This window comes from Nonomuraea sediminis, assembly GCF_018531495.1.
Classification (GTDB): Bacteria; Actinomycetota; Actinomycetes; order Streptosporangiales; family Streptosporangiaceae; genus Nonomuraea; species Nonomuraea sediminis.
The window spans coordinates 522,403-548,033 of the sequence record NZ_JAHDTI010000009.1; the positions used below are offsets into that span (position 1 = coordinate 522,403).

At 70.9% G+C, this 25,631-nt stretch carries 23 protein-coding genes; 12 read left to right on the top strand and 11 right to left on the bottom strand.

Translation table 11 applies throughout. The features are described 5' to 3' along the window. The first annotated feature begins 4 nt into the window (after nt 1-4). The 6 genes from KIK09_RS34090 to KIK09_RS34115 are packed head-to-tail and all read left to right on the top strand — an operon-like array spanning nt 5 to nt 6,547. Nucleotides 5-1,123: an inositol-3-phosphate synthase gene (locus tag KIK09_RS34090; RefSeq protein WP_214323500.1), complete on the top strand. Its 1,119-nt coding sequence runs from the start codon at nt 5-7 to the stop codon at nt 1,121-1,123. After that, nucleotides 1,120-1,986 carry an SCO3242 family prenyltransferase gene (locus KIK09_RS34095; protein ID WP_214323501.1) on the top strand — a complete coding sequence of 289 codons (867 nt, stop codon included), beginning with the start codon at nt 1,120-1,122 and terminating at the stop codon, nt 1,984-1,986. The genes KIK09_RS34090 and KIK09_RS34095 overlap by 4 nt, the downstream gene beginning before the upstream one ends. Then, the gene (locus tag KIK09_RS34100; RefSeq protein ID WP_214323502.1) at nt 1,983-3,284 is read left to right on the top strand and encodes an EboA domain-containing protein; all 1,302 of its coding nucleotides are present in this window, start codon (nt 1,983-1,985) and stop codon (nt 3,282-3,284) included. The genes KIK09_RS34095 and KIK09_RS34100 overlap by 4 nt, the downstream gene beginning before the upstream one ends. Next, entirely contained in the window at nt 3,271-4,113 is an 843-nt protein-coding gene (locus tag KIK09_RS34105; RefSeq protein WP_214323503.1) for a TatD family hydrolase, read from the top strand. Before KIK09_RS34100 ends, KIK09_RS34105 begins: the two co-directional genes overlap by 14 nt. After that, nucleotides 4,113-5,204 (top strand): metabolite traffic protein EboE, encoded by a 1,092-nt coding sequence (eboE, locus tag KIK09_RS34110; protein ID WP_214323504.1) that lies wholly within the window; start codon nt 4,113-4,115, stop codon nt 5,202-5,204. Before KIK09_RS34105 ends, eboE begins: the two co-directional genes overlap by 1 nt. Further along, entirely contained in the window at nt 5,204-6,547 is a 1,344-nt protein-coding gene (locus KIK09_RS34115; protein WP_214323505.1) for an alkaline phosphatase family protein, read from the top strand. The genes eboE and KIK09_RS34115 overlap by 1 nt, the downstream gene beginning before the upstream one ends. Here the strand turns inward: KIK09_RS34115 and KIK09_RS34120 are convergent. After that, nucleotides 6,519-7,670: an ROK family transcriptional regulator gene (locus KIK09_RS34120; RefSeq protein ID WP_214323506.1), complete on the bottom strand. Its 1,152-nt coding sequence runs from the start codon at nt 7,668-7,670 to the stop codon at nt 6,519-6,521. The two genes, KIK09_RS34115 and KIK09_RS34120, sit on opposite strands and share 29 nt — an antisense overlap. An 81-nt stretch (nt 7,671-7,751) precedes the next feature. Between KIK09_RS34120 and KIK09_RS34125 the strand changes: the two genes are divergently transcribed. Beyond that, the gene (locus KIK09_RS34125; RefSeq protein ID WP_214323507.1) at nt 7,752-8,111 is read left to right on the top strand and encodes a hypothetical protein; all 360 of its coding nucleotides are present in this window, start codon (nt 7,752-7,754) and stop codon (nt 8,109-8,111) included. Next, nucleotides 8,108-8,263: an alpha/beta hydrolase gene (locus tag KIK09_RS34130; protein WP_214323508.1), complete on the top strand. Its 156-nt coding sequence runs from the start codon at nt 8,108-8,110 to the stop codon at nt 8,261-8,263. The genes KIK09_RS34125 and KIK09_RS34130 overlap by 4 nt, the downstream gene beginning before the upstream one ends. Here the strand turns inward: KIK09_RS34130 and KIK09_RS34135 are convergent. Then, nucleotides 8,260-9,132, bottom strand: a complete 873-nt coding sequence (locus KIK09_RS34135; RefSeq protein ID WP_214323509.1) for an SDR family oxidoreductase — start codon at nt 9,130-9,132, stop codon at nt 8,260-8,262. The two genes, KIK09_RS34130 and KIK09_RS34135, sit on opposite strands and share 4 nt — an antisense overlap. A gap of 157 nt (nt 9,133-9,289) precedes the next feature. Between KIK09_RS34135 and KIK09_RS34140 the strand changes: the two genes are divergently transcribed. Continuing rightward, nucleotides 9,290-10,339 (top strand): NAD(P)H-dependent amine dehydrogenase family protein, encoded by a 1,050-nt coding sequence (locus KIK09_RS34140; RefSeq protein ID WP_214323510.1) that lies wholly within the window; start codon nt 9,290-9,292, stop codon nt 10,337-10,339. A gap of 302 nt (nt 10,340-10,641) precedes the next feature. Then, complete coding sequence (locus tag KIK09_RS34145) at nt 10,642-15,105, top strand: ThuA domain-containing protein (protein WP_214323511.1); 4,464 nt, start codon at nt 10,642-10,644, stop codon at nt 15,103-15,105. Nucleotides 15,106-15,421: 316 nt separating this feature from the next. Here the strand turns inward: KIK09_RS34145 and KIK09_RS34150 are convergent, their stop codons facing one another. The 7 genes from KIK09_RS34150 to KIK09_RS34180 all read right to left on the bottom strand — a co-directional run bounded on the left by KIK09_RS34150 (nt 15,422) and on the right by KIK09_RS34180 (nt 22,039). Continuing rightward, nucleotides 15,422-15,916: a flavin reductase family protein gene (locus tag KIK09_RS34150; protein ID WP_214323512.1), complete on the bottom strand. Its 495-nt coding sequence runs from the start codon at nt 15,914-15,916 to the stop codon at nt 15,422-15,424. Then, nucleotides 15,913-16,425, bottom strand: coding sequence for an NADPH-dependent FMN reductase (locus KIK09_RS34155; RefSeq protein ID WP_214323513.1), 513 nt, complete (start codon nt 16,423-16,425; stop codon nt 15,913-15,915). Before KIK09_RS34155 ends, KIK09_RS34150 begins: the two co-directional genes overlap by 4 nt. Then, nucleotides 16,422-17,696, bottom strand: a complete 1,275-nt coding sequence (locus KIK09_RS34160; RefSeq protein WP_214323514.1) for an LLM class flavin-dependent oxidoreductase — start codon at nt 17,694-17,696, stop codon at nt 16,422-16,424. The genes KIK09_RS34155 and KIK09_RS34160 overlap by 4 nt, the downstream gene beginning before the upstream one ends. Then, nucleotides 17,696-18,430, bottom strand: a complete 735-nt coding sequence (locus KIK09_RS34165; RefSeq protein WP_308164449.1) for an ABC transporter permease — start codon at nt 18,428-18,430, stop codon at nt 17,696-17,698. Before KIK09_RS34165 ends, KIK09_RS34160 begins: the two co-directional genes overlap by 1 nt. A 619-nt stretch (nt 18,431-19,049) precedes the next feature. Then, nucleotides 19,050-19,814: an ABC transporter ATP-binding protein gene (locus KIK09_RS34170; RefSeq protein ID WP_214323515.1), complete on the bottom strand. Its 765-nt coding sequence runs from the start codon at nt 19,812-19,814 to the stop codon at nt 19,050-19,052. Continuing rightward, on the bottom strand, nt 19,811-20,797 hold the full coding sequence (locus tag KIK09_RS34175; RefSeq protein WP_308164450.1) for an ABC transporter substrate-binding protein: 987 nt from the start codon (nt 20,795-20,797) through the stop codon (nt 19,811-19,813). Before KIK09_RS34175 ends, KIK09_RS34170 begins: the two co-directional genes overlap by 4 nt. A 186-nt stretch (nt 20,798-20,983) precedes the next feature. Further along, nucleotides 20,984-22,039, bottom strand: a complete 1,056-nt coding sequence (locus KIK09_RS34180; protein ID WP_214323516.1) for an MBL fold metallo-hydrolase — start codon at nt 22,037-22,039, stop codon at nt 20,984-20,986. Nucleotides 22,040-22,085: 46 nt separating this feature from the next. On the opposite strand from KIK09_RS34180, the gene KIK09_RS34185 reads away from it, so the two are divergent. Next, nucleotides 22,086-22,955, top strand: a complete 870-nt coding sequence (locus tag KIK09_RS34185) for a glutathione S-transferase family protein (protein WP_214323517.1) — start codon at nt 22,086-22,088, stop codon at nt 22,953-22,955. Here KIK09_RS34185 and KIK09_RS34190 read toward each other — a convergent pair. Together KIK09_RS34190 and KIK09_RS34195 are read right to left on the bottom strand one after the other, a co-directional pair. Beyond that, a complete protein-coding gene (locus KIK09_RS34190) occupies nt 22,882-24,171 on the bottom strand; it encodes an MFS transporter (protein WP_214323518.1) in 1,290 nt (429 codons plus the stop codon). The two genes, KIK09_RS34185 and KIK09_RS34190, sit on opposite strands and share 74 nt — an antisense overlap. Then, on the bottom strand, nt 24,168-24,725 hold the full coding sequence (locus KIK09_RS34195) for a winged helix-turn-helix domain-containing protein (protein WP_214323519.1): 558 nt from the start codon (nt 24,723-24,725) through the stop codon (nt 24,168-24,170). Before KIK09_RS34195 ends, KIK09_RS34190 begins: the two co-directional genes overlap by 4 nt. A 72-nt stretch (nt 24,726-24,797) precedes the next feature. Between KIK09_RS34195 and KIK09_RS34200 the strand changes: the two genes are divergently transcribed. Then, complete coding sequence (locus KIK09_RS34200) at nt 24,798-25,442, top strand: B3/B4 domain-containing protein (protein WP_214323520.1); 645 nt, start codon at nt 24,798-24,800, stop codon at nt 25,440-25,442. Nucleotides 25,443-25,631 lie beyond the last annotated feature (189 nt).

Consider the following 25,631-nt stretch of genomic DNA (forward strand, 5'->3'; position numbering starts at 1 on the left):
CGGAATGCGGACAGGAGTTTGGCTGATCGGAGCTAGAGGATCCGTGGCCACGGCGACCGTGATCGGCGCCGCGGCGCTGCGGGCCCGATTAGTCCCGCCGGTGGGCTGCGTGAGCGAGCTGCCCGACTTCGCGGGAGCGCGCCTGCCCGACGTGGCCGACCTGGTCTTCGGCGGCCACGACGTGACCGGGATACCGCTGGCCAAGCGGGCCGAGCAACTGGCCAGAGGCGGTGCCGTACCCGAGCACGTCGTCCGCCAGGTGGGCCCGGCGATCGAGGCCGCCGAGGCGGAGATCAGGCCGGGCCACCAGGACGGGGATCCTGGCCAGGCGGTCGAGCGGCTGCGGGACGACCTCGCGGACTTCCGGCGGCGCCACGACCTGGAGCGGGTGGTCGTCATCAACGTCGCCTCCACCCAGCCCCGCTCCGAACCCCACCCGGCCACCCGGGACCTGGCCTCCCTCGAGGCCGACCTGCACGTCCTGGACTCCAGCTCCCTGTACGCCTACGCCGCCATGGGCGGCGGCTGCGCCTACGTCGACTTCACCCCCTCCACCGGCGGGCGCCTGCCCGCCCTGCGCGAGCTGGCGCTGTCCCGGGGCGTGCCGTACGCGGGCAGCGACGCCAAGACCGGGGAGACGCTGGTGAAGTCGGTGCTGGCGCCGATGTTCGCCCAGCGCGCGCTGCGGGTGCGCTCCTGGTCGGGGACGAACCTGCTGGGCGGCGGCGACGGGCAGACCCTGGCCGATCCGCTCGCGGCCAGCAGCAAGATCTCCTCCAAGGGCCGGCTGACCACCGAGGTGCTCGGTTACCCGGTCGACGGCGACATCCACATCGACTACGTCCCCGACCTGGGCGACTGGAAGACGGCCTGGGACCACGTCTCCTTCGAGGGGTTCCTCGGGGTGGGGATGACGTTGCAGTTCACCTGGCAGGGGTGCGACTCCACGCTGGCCGCGCCGCTGGTGCTCGACCTGGCCAGGTTCATGTCCGCCGCCCAGGCCGCCGGCCGCGCCGGTCCTGTCCCCGAGCTGGGCTTCTTCTTCAAGGACCCGGTGGACACCACCCAGCACGCCCTGTCGCGGCAGTTCGACGCCCTCGTGGCCTGGGCCGGGGCGCTGTGAGGCCGGGCCGGTTACGGGCCCTGCTCGAGCTGGTCCGTGCCTCTGCCGCGCTGTCGGTGCCCGGCGACCTGCTGGCCGGGGCCGCGGCGGCGGGCAGGCCGGTGAAGCCCGGGCTGGTGGCGGGGTCCATCTGCCTCTACTGGGCGGGGATGGCTCTCAACGACTACGCCGACCGGGAGGTGGACGCGCGGGAGCGCCCCGAGCGGCCGATCCCGTCGGGTCGAGTCTCGCCCGGAGCCGCGCTGGGGGCGAGCGTGGGGCTCACCGCCGCCGGGCTGGCACTGGCCGCCGTCTCGGGCGGGAGACGGGCGATGGCGGTCGCGGTGCCGCTCGCCGCCACCGTGTGGGCCTATGACCTGCGGCTGAAGTCCACGGCCGTAGGTCCGGTGGCCATGGCGGCCTGCCGTGCGCTCAACGTGTTGTTAGGCGGCCGCTCGGCCAGGGCGGTGCCGTCCGCGCTGCTCGTGGGCGCCCACACCGCGGCGGTCACCGCGTTGAGCAGGCGCGAGGTCGAGGGCACCGGCCCCGCTGTACCCACCGCCACCCTGGCCGCAACCACCGCCATCGCCGTTACGGCCGCGACCATGACGGGCCGCGCCATTGGCGGCGCCCCGGCCGGGACCCGCGCGGTCACCGGCGTGCTGGCCGCCTCCTACCTCGGGTCCTTCGGCAGGGCCCAGGTCGAGACGGTGAAGGACGGGTCGCCGCCCACGGTCAGGAAGGCGGTGGGCGCGGGAATCATGGCGCTGATCCCGCTGCAGGCCGCCCTGATCGCAGGAAGCGGCAACCTGGCGGGAGCGCTGGCCGTGGTCGCCGCCCACCCGCTGGCCAGCCGCCTGGCCAGGAAGGTCTCCCCAACATGAGGTTCGGCTACGGGACCAACGGGTTCGACAACCACCGCCTCGACGACGCCCTGGCCATCCTGGCCGACCTCGGCTACGACGGCGTCGCCATCACCCTCGACCACCACCACCTCGATCCCTACTCCTTCCCCGACGTCAGCCGCATCGCCCGGCGACTCGGCGACCTGGGCCTGTCCTGCGTCGTCGAGACGGGCGCCCGCTACCTCCTGGACCCCTGGCGCAAGCACCAGCCCACCCTCTTCGACTCCGACAGGAGGATCGACCTGCTGCGCAGGGCGTGCGCCATGGCCGCCGACCTGGGCGCCACGGCGGTCTCCTTCTGGAGCGGCAGCCCTCCCGATCTGGAGGATCCCTGGGACCGCCTCACCCACGCCTGCGCCGAGGTGCTCGAGGCGGCCGACAGGTACCGCGTCCCGCTCGGGTTCGAGCCCGAGCCCGGCATGTTCATCGACACCATCGACGGCTACCTGGCCCTGCGCGACCGGCTCGGCGCGCCGGACCTGTTCGGGCTCACGCTGGACATCGGCCACTGCCGCTGCCTGGAGCCCGCCCCGGTGGCCGAATGCGTACGGCGGGCCCTGCCGTACCTGGTCAACGTGCAGATCGACGACATGCGGCGGGGCGTGCACGAGCACCTGGAGTTCGGCGAGGGCGAGATCGAGTTCGCCCCCGTGCTCGCGGCGCTGCGCGACTTCCCCGGCCTGGTCGCCGTCGAGCTGCCCCGGCACTCCCACGCGGCGGTGGACGTGGCCCGCCGTTCCCTGGCATTCCTCCGGAAGGCGGAGAGCATGGCGCGATCCCTGCACGAGGCGTGTGACCTGCTGAGAACCGAACCCCGCAAGATCGCCACCCTCTTCCCCGCGGCCGCCCGCACCTGGGGAGAGGAGTCACGGCAGCAGCTGATCGCGGCGCTCCCCCGCGACGCTGCGGCGCGCGAGCTGCCCGATCTCTACCGGTACGGCGACGCCGGGGAGAAGCTGGCCGTCCTGCGCGCGCTGGAGGCGATCGACGGTGACGAGGGCGTGCCCCTCGTGCTCGACGCGCTGCGCACCAACGACACCCGGTTGATCGAGTCGGCGATGGGCGGTTACGCCGCCGCCCACCTGCCCGCCGACGCCTGGCGGCAGGGCGTGCTCAAGTGCGTGTTCTGCGGCATCCCGCTGGCCCGGGTGGCGGGACTCGGGCAGCGGACCGACCCGGAACTGGTCCGCATGCTGGCCGACTACGCCAGGGAGCGGACGGCGGCGGGCCGCGAGGTAGCGGCGGACGTGATGGAGGTCGTCCATGCGCATCTTTGATCCCCACATCCACATGACGTCCAGGACCACCGACGACTACGAGGCGATGGCCGCGGCGGGAGTGCGTGCCCTGGTCGAGCCGGCCTTCTGGCTGGGTCAGCCGCGCACCTCGGCGGCCAGCTTCGCCGACTACTTCGACTCGCTGGTCGGCTGGGAGCCCTTCCGCGCCGGCCAGTTCGGCATCGCCCACCACTGCACGATCGCGCTCAACCCCAAGGAGGCCAACGACCCGCGCTGCCGCGAGGTGCTGGAGATCATCCCGCGCTATCTCGCCAAGGACCGGGTGGTCGCCGTGGGCGAGGTCGGCTACGACTCGATGACCCCGGAGGAGGACGAGGTCTTCGCCGCCCAGCTGGCGCTCGCGCGCGAGTCCGGCCTGCCGGTCCTCGTGCACACCCCGCACCGCGACAAGGTGGCGGGCACCAGGCGCACCCTCGACGTCGTCCGCGAGGCGGGGATCGCGCCCGAGCGCGTCGTGGTCGACCACCTCAACGAGCTCACCGTCGGCCTGGTCGCCGGGTCGGGCTGCTGGATGGGCTTCTCCATCTACCCGGACACCAAGATGGACGAGCGGCGCATGGTCAAGATCCTCCAGGAGTACGGCACGGCCGGCATCCTGATCAACTCGGCCGCCGACTGGGGACGCAGCGACCCGCTGAAGACCCGCAGGACCGGCGAGGCGATGCTAGCGGCCGGGTTCTCCGACGACGACGTCGACCGGGTGCTGTGGCGCAATCCCGTCGAGTTCTACGGGCAGAGCGGCCGGCTGGCGCTGGACACCGCGGCCGGTGAGACCTTCGCCGGCAACTCGATCAAGCGGGGTGGCTGATGCGCTTCCGCCACCGCGACCGCCTGGTCCACCTCGCCTACTGCACCAACGTCCATCCCGCTGAGGACCTGGCGGGGGTGGTCGCCCAGTTCGACCGGTACGCGGTCCCCGTGCGCGAGCGGCTCGGCGCCGGGCTGCTGGGGCTGGGCCTGTGGCTGGCGGCTCCCGCGGCGGCCGAGGTACGGGCCCATCCCGAGCGGCTGCGGGCCGAGCTGGCGGGGCGGGGCCTGGAGGTGGTCACGCTCAACGGCTTCCCCTACGACGGGTTCCAGCGGCCGGTGGTCAAGGGGGCGGTGTACCGGCCGGACTGGGCCGAGCCGGAGCGCCTGGCCTACACCGCCGACCTGGCCTGGGCGCTGGCCGCGCTGCTGCCGGAGGACGCCGCCCGTGGCAGCATCTCCACGCTGCCGCTGTGCTGGCGCACCCGCTCGGCCGACGCCGCACTGGCCGCCCTGGACCTGCTGGCGATCGAACTCCAGGCAGTCGAGAGCGCCACCGGGCGCAGGATCCGGGTCGGATTCGAGCCGGAACCCGGGTGCGTCATCGAGACCGTCGACCAGGCCGCCGCCCTCCTCAAAGACTTCGATCCCCGATATTTCGGGATATGCCTGGACACGTGCCACCTCGCGGTTATGCACGAGGATCCCCGCGAGGCCCTCGACAAGCTGGGCGGATTACCCGTCGTCAAGGTCCAGGCGTCCGCCGCCCTGGAGGCCCGCGACCCCGCCGCCGCTCGCCGGGAGTTGGAGCGCTTCGTCGAGCCCCGCTTCCTGCACCAGACCAGGGCGGGCTCGCTGGGCGCCGACGACCTCGACGAGGCGCTGGCCGTACTGCCTGATGACCGGCCCTGGCGCGTGCACTTCCACATCCCCCTGCACGCCGACCCGCCGCCGCCGCTGTCCAGCACCCGGCCGGTGCTGCGGCAGGCGCTGGCCGAGGTGCTGGCGAGCACCGACGCCGACCACCTCGAGGTCGAGACCTACACCTGGGACGTCCTGCCCGGCAGGCAGGACGACCTGGCCGCGGGCATCGCCGCCGAGCTGGCCTGGACCCGCGACACCCTGATCGAACTCGGCCTCGAGGAGGCGTGATGGCGCTCGTCGTGATCAACGTGGTGGGCCTCACACCGCGCCTGCTCCCGCACATGCCCGCGGTACGTTCGGTGGCCGACCAGGGCTTCTCGGCCCCGCTCGAGACGGTCTTCCCCGCGGTGACCTGCTCGGTCCAGTCCTCCATGCTCACCGGGCTGCCGCCGCGCGAGCACGGCATCGTCGGCAACGGCTGGTACTTCCGCGACCTGGGCGAGGTCCACCTGTGGCGGCAGCACAACGCCCTCGTCCAGGGCTCCAAGGTCTGGGACGAGCTGGACGGCACGGTCGCCAACCTGTGCTGGTGGTACGCCATGGGGGCGCGCGTCGACTGGACGGTCACCCCGCGCCCGATCTACTACGCCGACGGCCGCAAGGAGCCCGACTGCTACACCTACCCTGCCGACCTCCACGACGACCTGGTCTCCAGGATCGGCGGCTTCCCGCTCTTCACCTACTGGGGTCCGACCGCGTCCATCGCCTCCAGCCGGTGGATCATCGCGGCGGCCGGGCGCGTTCTCCAGCGCCACGCCCCGGACCTGCTGCTCGTCTACGTCCCGCATCTCGACTACGACCTGCAGCGCTTCGGGCCCTCCTCAGGCGAGGCGGTGCGGGCCGCCACCGAGGTGGACACGGCGCTGCGGCCCCTGATCGAGCTGTGCCGCGAGCGCGGCGACCAGGTGCTGGTCGTCTCCGAGTACGGCATCACCGGCGTCTCCCGGCCCGTCGACGTCAACCGGGCGCTGCGCAGGGCCGGGCTCCTGCACGTGCACACCCAGGACGGCATGGAGTACCTGGACCCGTGGACCTCGCGCGCCTTCGCCGTCGCCGACCACCAGGTCGCCCACGTCTACGTCCGCGACCCTGCCGACCTGGGCAGGACGCGGGCGGTCCTGGCCGAGCTCGACGGCGTCGACCTGGTGCTGGACGCCGAGACCAAACCCGCCTTCGGCATCGACCACGAGCGCGCCGGCGACCTGGTGGCCGTGGCCGAGCCCGACTCGTGGTTCACCTACTACTACTGGCTGGACGACGCGCGCGCGCCCGACTTCGCCCGCGCGGTGGAGATCCACCGCAAGCCCGGCTACGACCCGGCCGAGCTGCTGTTCGCGCCGGGCGGCAAGCTGCGCGCCGCCAGGGCGTTGCTGCGCAAGAAGACCGGGCTGCGCTACCTGATGGACGTCGTGCCGCTCGACCCGTCGGGCGTGCGCGGCAGTCACGGCCAGCTGCCCGACAGCCGGGACGACGGCCCGGTGCTGCTGTGCTCGGACCCGTCGGTGGCGGCGGAGAAGTACGCGGCCACCGACGTCAAGCAGCTCATCCTGCGCCTGCGACGAGCCGGTTGACGTTCGCCACCGACAGGTGGTGCTCGATGGCGAGGATCCCGGCGCCCAGCGCCGCCGCGTCCTCCCCGGTGTGGCTCGGCGCGATCTCCAGCTCGTGGGTGGCCAGCGGCAGCGAGCGCCGGTAGATCGTCTCGCGGATGCCGGCGAGCAGGTGCTCGTGAACCCTGGCCATCACGCCGCCGATCACGATGACCTGCGGGTTGAAGAAGTTGACCAGGCCGGCCAGTACCTCGCCGATGAGCCGGCCGGCCTCCCGCACCAGCCTGAGCGCCTGCGTGTTGCCGCTCTGCACCAGGGCCACCACGTCCGAGCCGGACTCGGCGGGGATGCCCAGCTCGGTCAGTCGTCGCGCCAGCGCGGTCCCGCCCGCGACGGCCTCCAGGCAGGCGCTGTTGCCGCAGCGGCAGCCCGCATCCTCGTGCCCGCTCACCCGGATGTGGCCGATGTCGCCCGCCGACCCCTGCGCGCCCCTGTGCAGCCTGCCGTCGGCGATGATCCCGCAGCCGATGCCGCTGCCGATCTTGACGAACAGCAGGTGGTCGACGTGCTGGAAGGCGTTGCGGTGCTCGCCCAGCGCCATCACGTTGACGTCGTTGTCCACCAGCACCTTGGTGTCGAAGTGGTCCGGGATCGGGTACTCGTTCCAGCCCGGCATGATCGGCGGGTTGTTCGGCCGCCCCGTGGCGAACTCGACCGGCCCCGGCACGCCGATGCCCATGGCCTCGAGCGACCCCTTGGTCCGCCCCGTCTCGGCCAGCAGGCCCTCCACCCGCCGGTCGACGTGGGCCAGCACGACCTCGGGCCCCTCCTCGATCCTGATCGGGTCCTCCACGCACGCCAGCACCCGCCCCGACAGGTCCATCAGCGCGACGCGGCAGTGCGTGACACCCAGGTCCACGCCGGCCACGGTGCTCCTGTCCGTCGCCAGCCGCAGGTGTCGCGGCGGGCGCCCGCCGGTCGACTCCATGGCCTCGCTCTCCTCCAGCAGGCCGCGCTCCACGAGCGCGTCGATCCGCTGGGAGACGGTCGACCTGGCCAGGCCCGTGAGCTTGGCCAGGTCGGCTCGCGTGGTCGCCGCCCCGGCGCTGATGAGAGCCAGGAGGTCGCCGGCCGTTGAGGTCATGCCGCGATTATGCCGATATTCGGCAGAACCGCGGTACGGCGGGCCATGATCACAGAGGCCGTCGCGTGCTTAGATTGGCCGGTGCTTCGTCGATTACGCCCACTGGCGGTGATCGTCGTCCTGCTGGCGGCCGGGTGGGGCTACACCGAGATCACCAACCAGACGGACGACGCCCTGCGCGCCCAGCACCCGACCTGGAGCCCGTGCCCGGACAAACCGGCACTCCAGTGCGCCACGGTCCGGGTCCCGCTCGACCATGACAGGCCCGAGGAACGCACGCTGGACCTGGGCGTGGCCAAGATTCCCGCCAAGGACCAGGCACACAGGATCGGCTCGCTCGTCGTCAACTATGGCGGGCCGGGAATCTCCGGCATCAGCGCACTCGGCTGGGCCCCGGGAATGTTCGACGCGCTCAACACGCGCTACGACATCGTGAGGTGACCTGGCTCGCTCGTTGGCTCAAGGGCACGAAGCTCGTCACGGTGGACGCGACCCAGCACACCGCCTACGGGCGCGGGAACGGGTGCGTGGATCGGGCCGTCGGGGACTACCTCCTCAAGGGGGTAGTCCCCAGCGGCGACGTCACCTGCTAGAGCATGGCCTTCATCGAGTCGGCGGCCGTCAGGACGTAAGGCTGCTCGGCCATGACCGCCTCCCAGTTGTCGGCGATCGCCTCAGGCGTGAGGTCGTCCGTCTTCCACCCCGGCCCCTCGGCGACGAAGACGCGGGCCACGCGGCCGCCGCCGACAGAGAAGACCTCGCTGGTCGACGCGCACGACTCGTGTGCCAGGTAGGCCACCAGCGCGCTGACCCGCTCAGGTGTGAACTTGGCCTCGAACTCCGCCGGCAGCAGCGACTCCGTCATCCGGGTCCAGGCGATGGGCGCGATGGCGTTGGCCTTGATGCCGTTGCGCGCCCCCTCGATGCCGAGCGTCTTGGTGAGCCCGACCAGCCCCATCTTGGCGGTGGAGTAGTTGGCCTGCCCGAAGTTGCCGAACAGCCCGGCGGGCGAGGAGGTGTTGACGATGCGGCCGTAGCCGGCCTCCTTCATGTGCGGGTACGCCGCCTGGCTCACCAGGTAGGACCCCCTGACGTGGACGGCCAGCACGCCGTCGAAGTCCTCCACGGACATCTTCCCGAACGACCTGTCGCGCAGGATCCCGGCGTTGTTCACCACGATGTCGATCTTGCCGAACGCGTCGACGGCCGCCTGGACGATCGCCCGGGCGCCCTCGGGGGTGGCCACGTTGTCGGCGTTGGCGATGGCCTGCCCGCCGTTCTTGGTGATGAGCTCGACGACCTCGGCCGCCGGGCTCGCGGAGGCGCCGGTGCCGTCGAGCGCGCCGCCCAGGTCGTTGACCACGACCTTGGCGCCCCGCTCCGCCAGCAGCAGCGCGTGCGACCGGCCGAGGCCGTGCCCGGCCCCCGTGATGATCGCGACCCTGTCATCGAACCGAAGCATCGAACCTCCCACTGAAAGAGAACAACATTCTAGAGTTTGCACAATATCCGGGGCGGAAGCCAGCGTTACTGATCGTCGCGGATAGTGATCAGGCGCTTCTTTTTCTGCTAGAGTTCTGGGCTCCGCGAGGCCGTCCACCCCGGATGGAGGCCCACATATGCCCGATCTGCGCGTGGTCCAATGGGCCACCGGCGCCGTCGGCCGCCATGCCCTGCGCGGCGTGCTCTCCAGGCCAGGACTCGAGCTCGCGGGAGTCCTCGTCTACGACCCCGACAAGGTGGGCCGTGACGCGGGCGAGCTCGTCGGTCTGCCGCCCGCCGGCGTGCCGTGCACCGACGACGTGGAGCGCATCCTGGCGCTGGAAGCCGACTGCGTGCTGCACACGCCGCTGCCGGCCGCCTACTTCGGCAACGACCACGCCGCCGACCTCGAGACGATCTGCGCGCTGCTTGCCTCAGGCAAGAACGTCATCACCACCACAGGCTTCGTCTACCCCAGGTCGTACGGCCCCGCCGTGGTCGACCGCCTGGAGGCGGCCTGCGCCCGCGGCGGCACCACGATGCACGGCACGGGCGTCAACCCCGGCTTCATGAGCGACTACCTGCCGCTCGCGCTGACCGGCCTGTCGGACCGGGTCGACCACATCTACGTGCGCGAATCCTCCGACTTCCGCGGCCACCCGTCGCGCCAGGTGGTGGTCGACCTGGTCGGCTTCACCCGCTCGGCCAAGGACTACACCGCCGCCGTCCGGCCGTACCGGGCCTTCCAGCGGCAGCTGTTCGCCGAGAGCGTCCAGCTCGTGGCCGACGCGCTCGACGTGCGGCTGGACGAGGTGGAGGAGAGCGACGAGTTCGAGCTGGCCTCGCACGAGTTCGAGATCGCCGCCGGGCTCGTCCGCGAAGGCACGGTGTGCGCCTCCCGCTGGGTCTTCTCCGGGCTCGTCCACGGCCGGCCGTTCATGACGGTCGAGGTCGTCTACAAGGCCGACGCCACCCAGGTCACCCGCTGGCCCGACCCCGGCTTCACCATCCACATCGAGGGCGTCCCGCAGATGACGATCGCCGTCGAGGAGGTCTCCCACGGCCTGGCCGCCGCGGCCGCCCACGCCGTCAACGCGGTCCCCGCCGTCTGCGCCTCCGCTCCCGGCATCCGCACCGTCCTCGACCTTCCCCTCCCCACCGCCCGCGGCCGTGTCCGCCTCTACTGATCGCCTTCTCGTGTACTGATCGGCCTTCTCCCGTACGGCGAGCCGCCGCCACCGGCCGCCGCCCGCACTTCGGCTGAGGACCCGCGCCCGGCGCATCCGGCGAGTCGATGCCACCTGCTCGCCGCCACGCCACTTCGTGACCCGGGCACCACGGCCCCCTGGTCTGCGGGCCCGTCTCTTTATGTTGCTTATTAGACAGGCTTAGGTCGATTCTCGGCGAAAGAGTCTGTGCAGTCGTGACATAGCGCCATATATTGCGTCGGAACGCCGCGTTAGTACCCCATCTGTGGAGGGAATCCGGCATGTTTCGTCGTCTCTTAGCACTCCTGTGCGCGTTATCCCTGATCCCGTTATGGGTCGCACCCGCCCGCGCCCACGACGCCGTCGACCCCGCCGACTACCAGCGCATCGAGCTGGCCAGAGGCGTGCCCGACATGGGCGAGCCCATGACCATGACCGTGCTCCCCGACCTGTCGGTCCTGCACACCTCGCGGGACGGGACGCTCCGCCGTACCGACAAACTGGGCGACACCCGAGTGCTGGGCGCCCTGCCGGTCTACAGCCACGACGAGGAGGGTCTGCAGGGCGTGGCCGCCGACCCGGGCTTCACCACCAACAGGACCGTCTACCTGTACTACGCACCCAAGCTGTCGACCCCGGCCGGGGACGCCCCGGCCACCGGATCGGACTGGAACGCCTGGCAGGGCGTGAACCGGCTGTCCAGATTCACCCTCAAGGCCGACTGGACGCTGGACCCGACCAGCGAGAAGAAGGTCCTGGACGTGCCCGCCGACCGGGGCATCTGCTGCCACGTGGGCGGCGACCTCGACTTCGACGCCCAAGGCAACCTCTACCTGTCGACCGGCGACGACTCCAACCCCTTCGACTCGGCCGGCTACGCACCGATCGACGAGCGGGCCGACCGCAACCCGGCATACGACGCCCAGCGCAGCGCCGCCAACACCAACGACCTGCGCGGCAAGATCCTGCGCATCAAGGTGAACCCGGCCGACGGCACCTACACGATCCCGCAGGGCAACCTCTTCCCGCTCGGCACCGCCAGGACCCGGCCCGAGATCTACGCGATGGGCTTCCGCAACCCCTTCCGCATGAGCGTGGACAGGCTCACGGGCATCGTGTACGTCGGTGACTACGGGCCGGACGCGGGCAGCAGCGACCCCAGCCGCGGCCCCTCGGGGCAGGTGGAGTTCGACAAGGTGGACAGGCCGGGCAACTACGGCTGGCCGTACTGCACGGGGACCAACACCCCGGCCGAGACCTACAACGAGTACACCTTCCCCTCAGGCCCGTCGGGCGCGAAGTACGACTGCGCGGGCGGACCGGTGAACAACTCCTTCCGCAACACCGGGCTGGGCACGCTGCCACCCGCACTGCCGGCCTGGATCAGATACGGCGGCGACGCCGGCAGCCCGCCCGAGTTCGGCACCGGATCCGAGTCGCCGATGGGCGGCCCGGTCTACCACTACGACCCGGACCTCGACTCGCAGGTCAAGTTCCCGCAGGAGATGGACAAGACGGCCTTCCTCGGCGAGTTCGGACGCCGCTGGATCAAAGCCGTCACCCTCGCCGACAACCACATCCAAGACTTCCCGTGGACCGGCAGCCAGGTGATGGACCTGGCGTTCGGTCCCGACGGCGCGCTCTACGTCCTCGACTACGGCACCGGTTACTTCGGCGGCGACGAGAACTCCGCGCTCTACCGCATCGAGTACATCAAAGGCCGCGACCGCAGCCCGACCGCTCGCGTCTCGGCGGACAGAACCTCCGGCCAGCCCCCGCTGGCCGTCACGTTCTCCTCCGCCGGCTCGGCCGACCCCGAGGGCCGGCCCATCACCTACGCCTGGGACTTCGGAGACGGCGCCAAGTCCACCGAGGCCAACCCCAAGCACACCTACACCGCCAGGGGCGACTTCACCGCCACGCTGACCGTCCGCGATCCCGTGGGCAACACCGGTACGGCGAGCGTCCCGATCACCGTGGGCAACACCGCCCCGACCATCGCCTTCCAGGCGCCGCGCGCGGGGCAGCTGTTCGAGTGGGGCGACACGGTGCCCTTCAAGGTCACCGTCGCCGACCCGGAGGACGGCACCGTCGACTGTGCCACGGTCAAGGTCACCTACGTCCTCGGGCACGACAGCCACGGCCATCCGATCACCTCGAAGAACGGTTGCGAAGGTGAGATCACCATCCCCCGTGACGGCGAGCACGACAGCGCGGCCAACATCTTCGCCGTGTTCAACGCCTCCTACACCGACAAGGGCGGGCTGAGCGGCAGCACGGAGATCGTCTTGCAGCCCCGGCATCGGCAGGCCGAGCACTACGCCGCCGCCTCCGGTGTCCAGCGGGTGGACAAGGCGGCGGCCGAGGGCGGCAGGACAGTCGGCTACATCGACAACGGGGACTGGATCTCCTTCACCCCCTACGAGCTCAGCCGGGCGAAGTCGGCCGCCTTCCGCGTCTCCTCGGGCGGCGCGGGAGGAACCATCGAGCTGCGCACGGGCTCGCAGACCGGCCCCGTCGTCGGGAAGGCGACCGTACCGAAGACCGGTGGCTGGGAGAACTTCGTGGACGTCCAGGCGCCACTGACCGGCGTGACGACCACGTCCACCAGCCTGTTCCTGGTCTTCACCGGCGGCGCGGGCGCCCTGTTCGACGTGGACTCCTTCACGCTCTCGGCCGACCCCGTGTCGCAGCCGGTCAGCGGGCCCATCGGCGGCCCAGGGGGCGGCTGTGTCGACGTCGCGGGGGCGAACTCGGCCGACGGCACCAGGGTGCAGATGTACGAATGCAACGGCACCAACGCCCAGGCCTGGACCGTCGACGCCGCCTCCGGCACCGTCAAGGCGCTCGGCAAGTGCCTGGACGTGGCGGGTGGCAACAGCGCCGACGGCACCAAGGTGCAGATCTGGACCTGCAACGGCACCGCCGCGCAGAAGTGGGCCGCGGGCGGCGGCACGGTCAAGGCGCTGGGCAAGTGCCTCGACGCGACCGACCGGTCCCAGCTGGTCATCAAGACCTGCGACGGCGGCGCCAACCAGCGCTTCACCCCGCCCGGCGGCGGCGGTGACGTGCTGGTCTTCAGCCGTACGGCCGGATATCGCCACGACTCCATCGCCGCGGGCATCCAGGCGATCAAGAACATGGGCTTCAAGGTGACCGCGACCGAGGACCCGGCCGCCTTCACCGCCGGCAACCTGGCCGGGTACAAGGCCGTGGTCTTCCTCAGCACCACCGGCGACGTGCTCGATGCCGCGCAGCAGGCGGCCTTCGAGTCCTACATCAAGGCGGGTGGCGGCTACGCCGGCGTGCATGCGGCGGCCGACACCGAGTACGACTGGCCGTTCTACGGCGAGCTGGTCGGCGCCTGGTTCTCCTCGCACCCCGCGATCCAGCAGGCGAAGGTGAAAGTCGAGGACCGGGCCCACCCCGCGACCGCCCACCTGCCCGCCACCTGGACCAGGACCGATGAGTGGTACAACTACCGCACCAACCCCCGCGCGACGGCACACGTGCTGGCCACGCTGGACGAGTCGTCCTACTCCGGCGGCGCGATGGGCGCCGACCACCCGATCTCCTGGTGCAAGACCTACCAGGGCGGCCGCTCGTTCTACACCGGTCTCGGCCACACCGCGGAGAGCTTCTCGGACCCGGCCTTCCTCCAGCACCTCAAGGGCGGCATCGCGTACGCCATGGGCGCGGCGCAGGCAGACTGCCGCCCCGAGACCGGCTACACCGCCCTGTACAACGGCTCCACCACCGGCTGGGAGCAGGCAGGACCCGGCGCCTTCACCAACGCCGACGCCACCCTGACCTCGACCGGCGGTATGGGCCTCTACTGGTACAAGGCCAAGCAGTTCACCCAGGGCTACTCGCTCAAGCTCGACTGGAAGATGGCCGGTGACGACAACTCCGGCGTCTTCATCGGCTTCCCACCCTCCACGGATCCGTGGTCGGCGGTGAACAACGGCTACGAGATCCAGATCGATGCCACCGACGCGCCCGAGAAGACCACCGGCTCCGTCTACGGGTTCAAATCACCCGACATCGCCGCCCGCGACAGGGCGCTCAACCCGCCGGGACAGTGGAACACCTTCGAGGTCCGCGTCGAGGGCGAGCGCGTCCAGGTCTACCTCAACGGCGTCAAGGTCAACGACTACACCAACACCGATCCCGCGCGCTCGCTGAAGGACGGGCACATCGGCATCCAGAACCACGGCGACGGCGACACCGTCTCCTTCCGCAACATCCGGATCAAGGAGCTCGGCCCGCCCACCGGCGACACCGTCATCCAGGCCGAGTCCTGGTCGCAGGCCGGGGGCGTGCAGACCTACCCGCACGCCCCCGCGCACGGCGGCACCGTGCTCGGCTACGTCAACCCCGGCGACTGGGCGGCCTACGACGACGTGGACCTGACCGGCGTCACCTCCTTCGCCGCCCGCGTGGCCGCGCCCACACCGACGGGCGGCTTCGAGATCCGCACCGGCTCTGCCACCGGCCCGGTGCTCGGGCGGGTCACCGTACCCGCGACCGGCGGCTGGGAGTCCTACCAGGACGTCTCCACACCGCTGACCGGCGTGCCGAACGGCCCGCAGCGGCTCTACCTCACCTTCACCGGCGCCGACTTCGACGTCGACGACTTCACCCTGGTACGGCAGGCGCCCGCCACCAGGACGCCCGCCACCAGGGCGAAGCTCCAGGCCGCCGACCACGCGGCGGAACCCGGCAGGGTCAGGGTGCTCCGGTAGTTCAGGTCCAAGGCCGAGGGCATCGAGGATCCGGCGGCGAGGGAGGTGATCGGCGCGATCTCTGACGAAGACGACATGCACAAGCTGTGCGGCAAGGCGGTCAGAATCGTCGCCGTCTAATTCTGCCGGGGCGGCGGGGTGTGGGTCGGCGGGACGCGGGCCGGGGGACGTGGGTCTCGGGCGGCGTGGCGGTGGGCGAGTGGCGTCGACTCGCCGGAAGCGCCGGGCGCGGGCCCTGAGCCGAAGTGTGGTGGGCGGTCGGTGGCGGTGGCCTGCCGTACGACAGGAGGGTGTCGTACGGCAGGAGCCGGCGATATCAGTGCGGCAGGAAGCGGCCGTAGCGGCCGCGGTGGTAGAGGAGGGGGCGGGCGGGGCCGGTGGCGGCGGCGGTGACGAGGCCGACGACCAGGACGTGGTCGCCGATGTCGATCGTCGTGTGAGGGACGCAGATGAGGTGGGCCGAGACGTCGTCGAGCAGGGGCGTCTCGTGCGGGCCCGGGCGCCAGCGCGTCGGCGGCCCGAAGCGGTCGATGCCGCGGCGGGCGAAGCGGGTGGCCAGGTCGTGCTGGTCGCCCGCCAGGACGTTGACGGCGAAGTGGTCGGCCAGGCGGAGCCACGGCCAGGTGGTGGAGGAGCGGTCGACGTAGAAGGAAACGAGCGGCGGGTCGAGGCTGACCGAGGAGAACGAGGTGGCCGTGAGGCCGACCGGCACGCCTTCGGGCCTGGCCGTGACCACGACGACCCCGGCGGCGTGCTGGGCGAGGGCGGTGCGGAAGTGGTCGGCGCCCACGCCGGTCTCGGTGATCGTCATCGCAGCGCCCCCTGTCTGGCGGCGATCTGCGGGGTGACGAGGTCCGCCCACCGGGCCAGCGGCTCGCCGCCCGGCAGTTCGGATTCCAGCAGCGCCAGTCCGGGTGTCGGGACGAAGGCGCCCAGCTCGGTCAGCAGCGGACGGAAGTGCACCTCCACGGCGAGGGCGTGCCTGGCGTGGCCCATCACCAGCAGCGGCAGCGCCACCTGCCCGGCCAGCGCGTTCGGCGGCAGCCGGTCGGCGAACGCCTTGAGCAGCCCGGTGTAGGTGGCCTTGTAGGTGGGGCTGGCGAACACCGTGACCGCCGCCCCGGTCACCAGCTCGAGCGCGATCTCGACCCCGGCGTGCGCGCCCGGGTCCAGCAGCGCCGGGCCGAGCGCCGACAGGTCGACGACGTCCCGCGGCCCCTCGTAGCCGAGCCTGTCGACGATGGCGTCGGTGGCCGCGACCGCCGCGCCGTACGTCCGCGAGCCGGAGCGGGGGTTGCCGATGACGGTGACGATGCTCATCGTGCCTCCACCAGGGACAGCCCGTATCGCTCGCGGAGCGTGCGGCCTTCGTACTCCGTGCGGAACAGGCCGCGGACCTGCAGCTCAGGCACGACGTGGTCGACGAAGTCGGACAGGCCGCCCGGCAGATAGGGAGGCATGATGTTGAACCCGTCGGCGGCGCCGTTCTCGTACCATTCCTGCAGTTCGTCGGCGATCTGCTCGGGTGTGCCCGCGATCACCCGGTGGCCGCGCCCTCCGGCCAGCTTGTTGATCACCTCGCGGATCGTCAGGTTGCCGCGGGCGGCCAGGTCCTTGATGAGCCGCACCCGGCTCTGCTGCCCATCCGGATTGCCCGGGATGTCCGGCAGCGGACCGTCCAGCGGGTGCCCTGTCAGGTCGATGCTGAAGATGTTGGACAGCTGCTGCAGCCCGTAGGCGGGGACGATCAGCTCCTCCAGCTCCTTCTCCAGCCGCAGCGCCTCCCGCTCGGTCGAGCCGATGATCGGCGAGATGCCGGGCAGGATCTTCAGCTGCCGTCCGTGGGGCAGGCGCGCCTTGAGGTCGGCGTAGAACTCCTGGGCGTCCTCGAGGGTCTGTTGCGCGGTGAAGACGGCCTCGGCGTGGCGGGCGGCGAACTCCTTGCCGTCCTCCGACGAGCCCGCCTGGACCAGCAGCGGCCTGCCCTGCGGGGTCCGCTGGATGTTGAGCGGACCCTTGACGGCGAAGTGGGTGCCGCGATGGTTGATCGGGTTGATCAGCGACGTGTCCGCGTAGACCCCGCTCTGGCGGTCGTTGACGATCGCGCCCTCCGACCAGCTGTCCCACAGGGCGTTGACGACCTCCAGGAACTCCTCCGCCCGCTGGTAGCGGTCGCCGTGCGCCGGACGCTCGATGCCGAAGTTGTGCGCCTCGGCCTCGCCCGCCGAGGTCACGATGTTCCATCCGGCCCTGCCGCCGCTGATGTGGTCCAGCGAGGCGAACTTGCGCGCCACGTGGAACGGCTCGTTGTAGGTGGTGGAGACCGTGGCGATCAGCCCGATGTGGTGGGTGACGGCCGCCAGGGCGGCCAGCAGCGTCAGCGGCTCCAGCCCGCCGAGCGCGTTGTGCTTGACGTTGCCCCACAGCGCCAGGCCATCGGCGAGGAACACCGAGTCGAGCTTGCCCCGCTCGGCGATCCTGGCCAGCTCCTGGAAGTGCCCGATGTCGGTGATACGGCTCGGCTCGGTCAGCGGGTGCCGCCAGGCGGCCTCGTGATGGCCGACGCCCATCAGGAAAGCGTTGAGATGCATCAGGTCCTCCACGTCGAGAATCGGCGCTCCAGACGGACGAGGAGCAGGTTGACGACCAGCCCGAGCACGGAGATCGTGATGATCCCCGCGTACATGTCGGGCACCCGGAAGTTGAACTGGGCGTAGTTGATGAGGTAGCCGAGCCCGGCCTTGGCGCCGACCATCTCGGCGGCGACCAGGACGAGGATCGAGTACGCGCCCGCCAGCCGTACGCCGGTGAAGACGGTCGGCACCGCGGCGGGCAGGATGACCTTCTGGAACAGCCTCGCCGGCCCGAGCCCCATCGACCGGGCCGACTTGATCAGCAGCGGGTCGACGCCTTTGACGCCCGCGATGGTGTTGAGCAGGATCGGCCAGGAGCAGGCGTAGAGGATGATCGAGATCTTCGAGGTCTCGCCCAGGCCGAGGATCAGCACGAAGACCGGCAGCAGCGCGAGCGCGGCCGTGTTCCTGAACAGCTCGAGCACCGGGTTGAGGAAGTCGGCCACCGGGCGGTACCAGCCGATCAGCAGCCCCAGCGGGATGGCCGTCGCGATCGCCAGGCCGAAGCCGGCGCCCGACCTGATGAGGGACGCCTCGACGTGCTCGACCAGCTCGCCCCCTCGGAGCAGCTCGAACCAGGCGGCCAGCACCTCGCTCAGCGGGGGCAGGAACGTCGGGTCCACGACCTCCAGCCTCGGCAGCGTCTCCCAGATGGCGGCCAGCACGCTGACCGCCGCACTCGCGCGCCCCACTTTCCCGAGTACGGCCGGCCAAGCCCGCCCACGTCCACCAGGCCGCCCGCGCTTCCGCGATGCCTCCTGCCCGGGCCGTGGCTCCGTCTCTTCCTCTGGCCGTGGCTCTATCTCTTGCTCGAGCCGCGGCTCCGTGGTCGTCGCCGGTTGAGCGCCGTTCGAGGGCGCCGGGCTCCGCCGTACCCCTTCCCGCCGACCCGGCGCCTGGGGGCCCGCCCCGAGGGAGAGCTCCAGCTCGCTGACGCTCGCCGTCGCGACCACACCCGCCGCCACGCCGGTCGCCGTGCCCGCGCTCGCCGTGTCCGCGTTGGTCAACGTGCCCGTGCCGGACGGCGTGCCCGTGCCGGTCGCCGTCGCCGCCCCGGTCGGCGTGCTCGTGCCGGTCGGCGTGCTCGTACTAGGTGCCGTGCCCGTGTCGGTTGGGGTGGTTGTGTTGGTTGGGGTTGGGGTGTTGGTCGATGTGGTGGGTCGGGTTGCCGTGCTTGGGGGTTCTGCGGTGATAGGGGGGCTTGCCGTAGTGGGGGTGGTTGGTGGGGGTGAGGTGCCGGTCAGGGCGTCGGTGAGGGTGAAGGGGTTGGCGTCGAGGGCGGAGGCGGACAGGCCGGTGGCCGTGGAAGGTCTAGGCAACGGGGGTCGCCTCCTCGTGGAGCAGGGTCCAGATGGCGTGGCGGTACTCGCCGAAGCGGGGAGCCGCGCGGAGATCGCCCTCGCGGGTGGGGAAGGTGACGGGGATGACGTCCCTGATGCGGCCGGGCGAGGGGGTCATGACGGCGACGCGCTGACCCAGGTAGACGGCCTCGTCGATGGCGTGGGTGATGAAGATGATGGTCTTGCCGGTCTTGGCCCAGATCTGCAGGAGCTCCTCCTGGAGCGACTCGCGGGTCTGGGCGTCGAGCGCGGCGAAGGGCTCGTCCATGAGCAGCACGTCGGGATCGAAGGCGAGGCTGCGCGCGATGGCCACGCGCTGCCGCATGCCGCCGGAGAGCTCGTGGGGATAGCGGCCGTCGAAGCCGGACAGCCCCACCAGATCCAGATATTTCCGGGCCAGCCCGGGCCGGTCCCGCCGCGGCACCCCCTTGGCCTCCAGCCCGAACTCCACGTTGGCCAGCGCCGTACGCCAGGGGAAGAGCGCGTACTGCTGGAAGACGATCCCCCGGTCCAGCCCCGGCCCCGTGACGGGCGCGCCGTCGATGAGGATCAGGCCGCTGGTCGGCGTGGTGAGCCCGGTGAGCAGGTCGAGCAGCGTCGACTTCCCGCACCCGCTCGGCCCGACGAGCGTCAGGAACTCCCCTTCACGGACATCCAGCGAGACCTCCGACAGAGCGGTGAAGTGTTCGCCGCGGACCGCGAACTCCTTGGTCACGTTCACGAACTGGATCTTCATCGGGCACCCCCGGCGAACGGGTTGTAGGCGTTGGTGAAGGCGTCGGCCGCCTTGACCTGGCCCGGCCTGATCTCGCCCGAGCGTTCCAGCCAGTCGATCCACCGCTGGAACTCCTGGGCGGCGATCACCCCGCCGGTGGCGGAGACGCCGCTGCTCTTCCAGTAGCCGACGGAGGACGCGTCCTCGTTGCGGTGCCGCTTGGCGATGATCTCCTTGAACCTGGCCACGACCTCCTCACGGCTGTGCGTCTGGGTCCACTGGATGGCCTTGGCGACGCCTTCGACGAACTTCCTGGTGGTGTTCGGGTTCCTGGCGATGAAGCGGTCGGTGAGCACGTAGGTTCCCGCCGAGAAGTTCCCGAACAGGTCCACGTCCTTGAACAGCGGGCGGATGCCGCCGCGCTCCAGCGCCTTGTCGCGCAGGATCCCGCCGAGCACGGCCACGTCGATCTGCTTCTGCCGCAGCGCCTGCTCGGTGTTGACCGGCGGCACCACGACCTCCTCGACCTGCTTGACCTCGGCGGGGGTCAGGCCGCCGCGGGTCAGATACTCCTTGAGTACGGCTTCCGCGTGCGCACCGAGGGTGTTCATGCCGACCTTCTTGCCGATCAGGTCACGCGCGGACCTGATCGGGCTGCCGTCCAGGACGAAGTAGCCCTGGTAGGAGTTCTGGTCGCTGCCGTAGTAGCTGATGACGGCCTTGATCGGGGCCTTGGCGGCGATCAGTTTGACCACCGCGCCGTTGAAGGCGCCGCCGAAGTCCGTCTGTCCTGTCGCGGCCGACTGGATGTCCTGCGGGCCGCTGATGGTGTTGCCGATCCACTTGAGCTTGACGGGTTTGAGGTAGCCGAGGTCCTCGGCCAGTTCCGGGAAGGTGACGGCGCCGACGCTGCCCTGGTATCGCAGCTCCTGGGTCTCCGTGGAACCCTGCGCGGTGCCGCACGCGGTCAGCAGGAAAATGAGGGGAATGAGACGTTTGATCACGATATGTCCTCTTCAGTCGTGGAAGGGGGCGAAAGATCGTGATCAGCGACACTGTGCGCTGACGACGCGGCAGTAGTCGACATGCGCGCGCCGGGTCAGGACCGGGCTCATGTCTTCGACGCTACGCAGGCCCGATCCAGAAGTCAACATTCCCTACTTGATTTACATGAAATATCTCGCGTACGGCTATCCCTCCGTCGCGAACCAGAGATCCGGCTCCCCCGCCTCCCTGCGCACCCGCCCCTTGGCCTCCAGCCAGACCAGGTGAGCCAGCGTCTCACCGTTGGCCGAGCGGCGCATGAACGGCGGGATCGTCTCCCACGGCCGCGACCAGGTCAGCCGCGTGGCGATGTCCCAGCAGCTCAGCCCCTGGGCCGCCTGCTCGACCTCGGCCAGCCGCTCGTCGTGGTGCGCCATCACGTAGTCGACCCGCTCGGCCAGTTCGAGGAAGCGGTACTCGTGCGCGGGCAGCACCTCCTCGACGTCGAACTTGCGCACCGCGGCCAGCGAGTCGAGGTAGTCGGCCAGCGGGTTCGGCCCGGACTGCGGGTGGACGGCGACGATCGGCGTGATCTTGGCGAGCACGTGGTCGCCGGAGAACAGCAGCCGCCGCGACTCCGACACGAAGCACAGGTGGCCCGGCGAGTGCCCGGGCGTCCAGACCGCCCGCAGGTCCCAGCCGGGCAGGTCGAGCCGGTCGCCGTCCTCGACCAGCCGGTCGGGCTTGGCCATCGAGACCATGTGCCTGATCATCATGGAGGCGCCCGCCAGCTCGTCCAGCGTCAGCGCCGGGACCCCGGCCCTGACCAGCAGCCCGCGCTCCTTCTCCACGAGCCGGTCGATGGCGCTGTCGTCGTAGCGCTCGTGCACGAGCGCGGCGTCCTTGGGGTGGAGCGCGATCCACGCGCCGGAGACCTCCCTGATCCGCCCGGCGAGCCCGTAGTGGTCGGGATGGATGTGGGTGACCAGGACGCCCTTGACATCCGTGATCTCGTACCCCGCTACTCGCAGTCCGGCGACCAGCCCGTCGTAGGCCTCGTCCGTGTTCCACCCGGCGTCGATGATGGCCACCCCGTCGGGCAGCTCCAGCGCATAGACCAGCACGTACCGCAGCGGATTGATGGGAATCGGAACCGGGATGGACCACAACCCGGGCCGCACCCGCTCGACCGCGGGGACCGTACGGTCCAGCCATGCGTCGCGCTGCGCCTCGTTCGCCGGGGTCACCACAAACTTCGCCATGGACACGATTGTGCCCCCAGATCCCGAATCATGTTCTACTGGGGTGATGAAGCTAGGTCGCGAGATCGCGGACGACGGCCGCTTCGTCCGCCAGCCGAACCGGTTCACCGACCGCCTCGGCCCTCCCGAGCCCGGCCGGTATCAGCTGTACGCCTCCTACGCCTGCCCGTGGGCGCAGCGGGTGCTGATCGTGCGCGAGCTGCTCGGGATCCAGGACCTGCTCGGCGTGACGATCGTCGACCCGATCAGGGACGAGAAGGGCTGGCGCGTCCCCGGCGGCGACCCGGTCACCGGCGTGGAGTACCTGTCGGAGCTGTATCTGGCCACCGATCCCGGCTACCCCGGCAGGTACACGGTCCCGTGCGTCTGGGACGTCCGCGAGAAGCGCCTGGTCACCAACGACTTCCCGCGGATCACCCTGGATCTGGAGCTGTCCTGGACAGGCGACACGGCTCCCGACCTGTATCCGCGGGCCGAGCGCGACCAGATCGACGCCATGAACGACCGCCTCTACCACGGGCTCAACAACGCCGTCTACGAGGCGGGCTTCGCCCGCGGCCAGGCGGCCTACGAGGAGGCGGTCACGCGCGTCTTCCAGACGCTGGACTTCCTGGAGGAACGCCTGGCCGACCGTACCTACCTCTTCCACGGGCTGACCGACAGCGACGTGCGGCTCTACACCACGCTGGCCCGCTTCGACGCGGTCTACCACTCGCACTTCAAGTGCTCGATCAGGCGCTTGGTCGACTATCCGAACCTGTGGGCCTACGCGCGGCGGCTGTACGCGATGCCGGCCTTCCGCGACACGACGGACTTCGACCAGATCAAGCGCCACTACTTCATCACCCAGACGCACGTGAACCCGTCGCGGATCGTGCCGCTGGGTCCGCGGCTCGACTGGTCGCGGGCATCCTGACGAACAGCCCGGCCGAGGCCAGCACCACCACGGCGGCCACCGACCAGGCGGCAGCCGTACCGAAGAGCCCGGCGAGCACGCCGAACAGCAGGTTGGACAGCGCGCCGCCGGCCTGCTGCGCCAGCGAGGCGACCGAGGTGAGCGTGGTGCGCTCGGCGGCCGTGACCGCCTTGTGCGTCAGCTCCATGCACAGCACCTGACCGGCCGACAGCCCGGCGAACATCGCCACGTACGCCAGCGCCGCCGCGACGATTCCGGCCAGGCCCGCAAGTCCGGCCGACGCGGCCAGCGCGGCGAGAGAGGTGGCCGTGACCACGATCCCCGCCATGGCGCCGCGGACCGAGCCGCGCGTGAGCCGGGCCAACCGCGGCGCGGCCGCGCTGCCGAGCGCGCTGCCCGCGAAGCCCAGCGCCGCCACCACCGCGTACGCGCTCGAGCCAAGCGTCGGCGAGCTGGTCAGCCCGGCCAGCCGCCCCGGCGTGAGCAGTTCCACCGCGGTCAGCGCCACCCCCGTCGCCACCGCCGCCAGCATCAGCCTGCGCAGCAGCCCCCTGCCCAGGGCCATCCGCGCGCCCGCCACGACCGTCGCGGGCACCTCGCGCAGCACGCCGGCCGGCGTGCGCCGCCCGCGCTGCGGCTCCGGCATCGCCACGACCACGACCGCCAGCAGCACGGCCGCCGCCCCCGCCCCCAGCAGCGGCGGCACCGCCAGCGGCAGGATCAGCTTCTCCGGTACGGCCAGCGGCACGAACCCGCCGGCCAGCACGCCGAGGGCCAGCGCCACGGAGCCCATCGCGCTGCCGCCCGCCAGCCCCGGCTTGAGGTCGGCGTCAGGCCCTTCGATCCGGTGCAGCGTGTCGACGTACCAGGCGTCGGCGGGGCCGCTGGACAGCGCCCGGGCGATCCCCTTGAGCACCCCCGTGACCAGGAACATCCATAACGTCGTGGAGAAGGCCATCAGCACCATCGCCACCACGCTGACGGCCGCCGAGACCGCCAGCACCGCCCGGCGGCCGACGACGTCGGCCAGCCCGCCCGTGGGCAGCTCCAGCCCGATGGTGACCACCGAGAACACGGTCGTGGCCAGGCCGATCTCGGCCAGGCTCAGCCCCCGCTCGGTCATCAGCAGCACCATGACGGCCATCGACAGCGCGGCGGGCAACCAGGTCAGGAAGCTGACCAGCAGGTAGCGCCGGCGCGCGGAGCCGGCGTTCACGTCTCGTCCCCACGCGGGATCGCGGCCGTCCAGACCTGCACGGGCCGCGCCTCGGGATCGTCGTCGTAGCGCGCGCGGAACTCCTCGACCAGCGCCTCGAAGCGCAGCTCCAGCTCACGGACCGCGGCGGGGGTGAGGCGCATGAGGTGGTCGGCCATCCCGCTGACCTCGACCCATTCGCTGGACCACGCGTTCAGGTCGAGGCCCTCCATCGCGCGGGCCAGCGACTCCACCTGACGCAGGTGCATGATCCGCACGCTCTCGCGGCCCTCGGGCGTGCGGGCCATCTGCGCGTTGTCCCACGAGGTGTAGCGGTGGCGGGCGCGCCAGCGGCGCTCGCGCCCGTCGGGCGAGGGGTCTTCCTCGATGAAGCCGTACTTGGCCAGCTCGCGCAGGTGGTAGCTGGTCGAGCCCGAGCTCTCGCCCACCCTGCGCGCCAGCTCGCTGGCGGTGGCGGGACCGTCGGAGCGCAGCAGCCCGAGCATCCTGACCCGCAGCGGGTGCGCCACCACCTTGAGCACCTGGGGATCGGTGATGCGGAAGACCTCGTCCATGCCCTCACGGTAAATCGCAAAGACAATTTTGCAAAGTGAATTTTGCGGCTTGCCTCGCCTAAGCTTCCTGGCATGCTCGACGACATCTGGGTGGACGAGGCGATCTACGAGCTGCGTCCCGACTTCGCGGTCCTGGTCATCACGGCTCACGGGCTGGTCAACGGGCCGACCGACGACCGGTCCCGCACATGGCTGGCCGAGGCGTCGCAGGCGGCCGCGCAGCCCGAGAAGATCGAGGCGTGGAAGGAGGCCTACCGGGCCTTCGGCGCCAAGCCGCAGCGGACGCGCCCGTCGGTGGACGCGCTCACGCGCAGGCTGCCGCTGCCGGAGATCAACCAGGTCGTCGACGCCTACAACTCCATCAGCGTCAAGCACGCGCTGCCGATCGGCGGCGAGGACCTGGACGCCTACCGCGGTCCCGCCAGGCTCGTCAGGGCGACCGGCGACGAGGCGTCGGAGGAGGCGCTCGGCACGCCGGAGCCGGGCGAGGTGATCTGGCGCGACGACCTCGGTGTCACCTGCCGCAGGTGGAACTGGCGCCAGGTGGTCCGCACCCGGCTCACCGAGGAGACCAAGAACGCGATCTTCCTGCTGGAGCGGCTCGAGCCGATGTCGCTGGAGGAGCTGCGGACGGCCGGCGAGGAGCTGACCGAGCTGCTGTCCGAACTGTCCCCCGACGCGCAGATCGCTACCAGATTGGTGTCCCGAGGGAAATAAACCTCATGTCGAGGTGTTGATACCAAACAGTAATAATGGCTGCACCACCTGGATTGACTAGGGGGGCGTGACCTCTCTGGGCTGTCCTGAGAGGATCAGGCGAGGTGGCAGCGCCTCAAAGGCGCGCGCTGCCGGTCCGGGCGAGTAGCCTTGGACAGGTTCTCTAACATCAACGCCGATCTGCGGAAG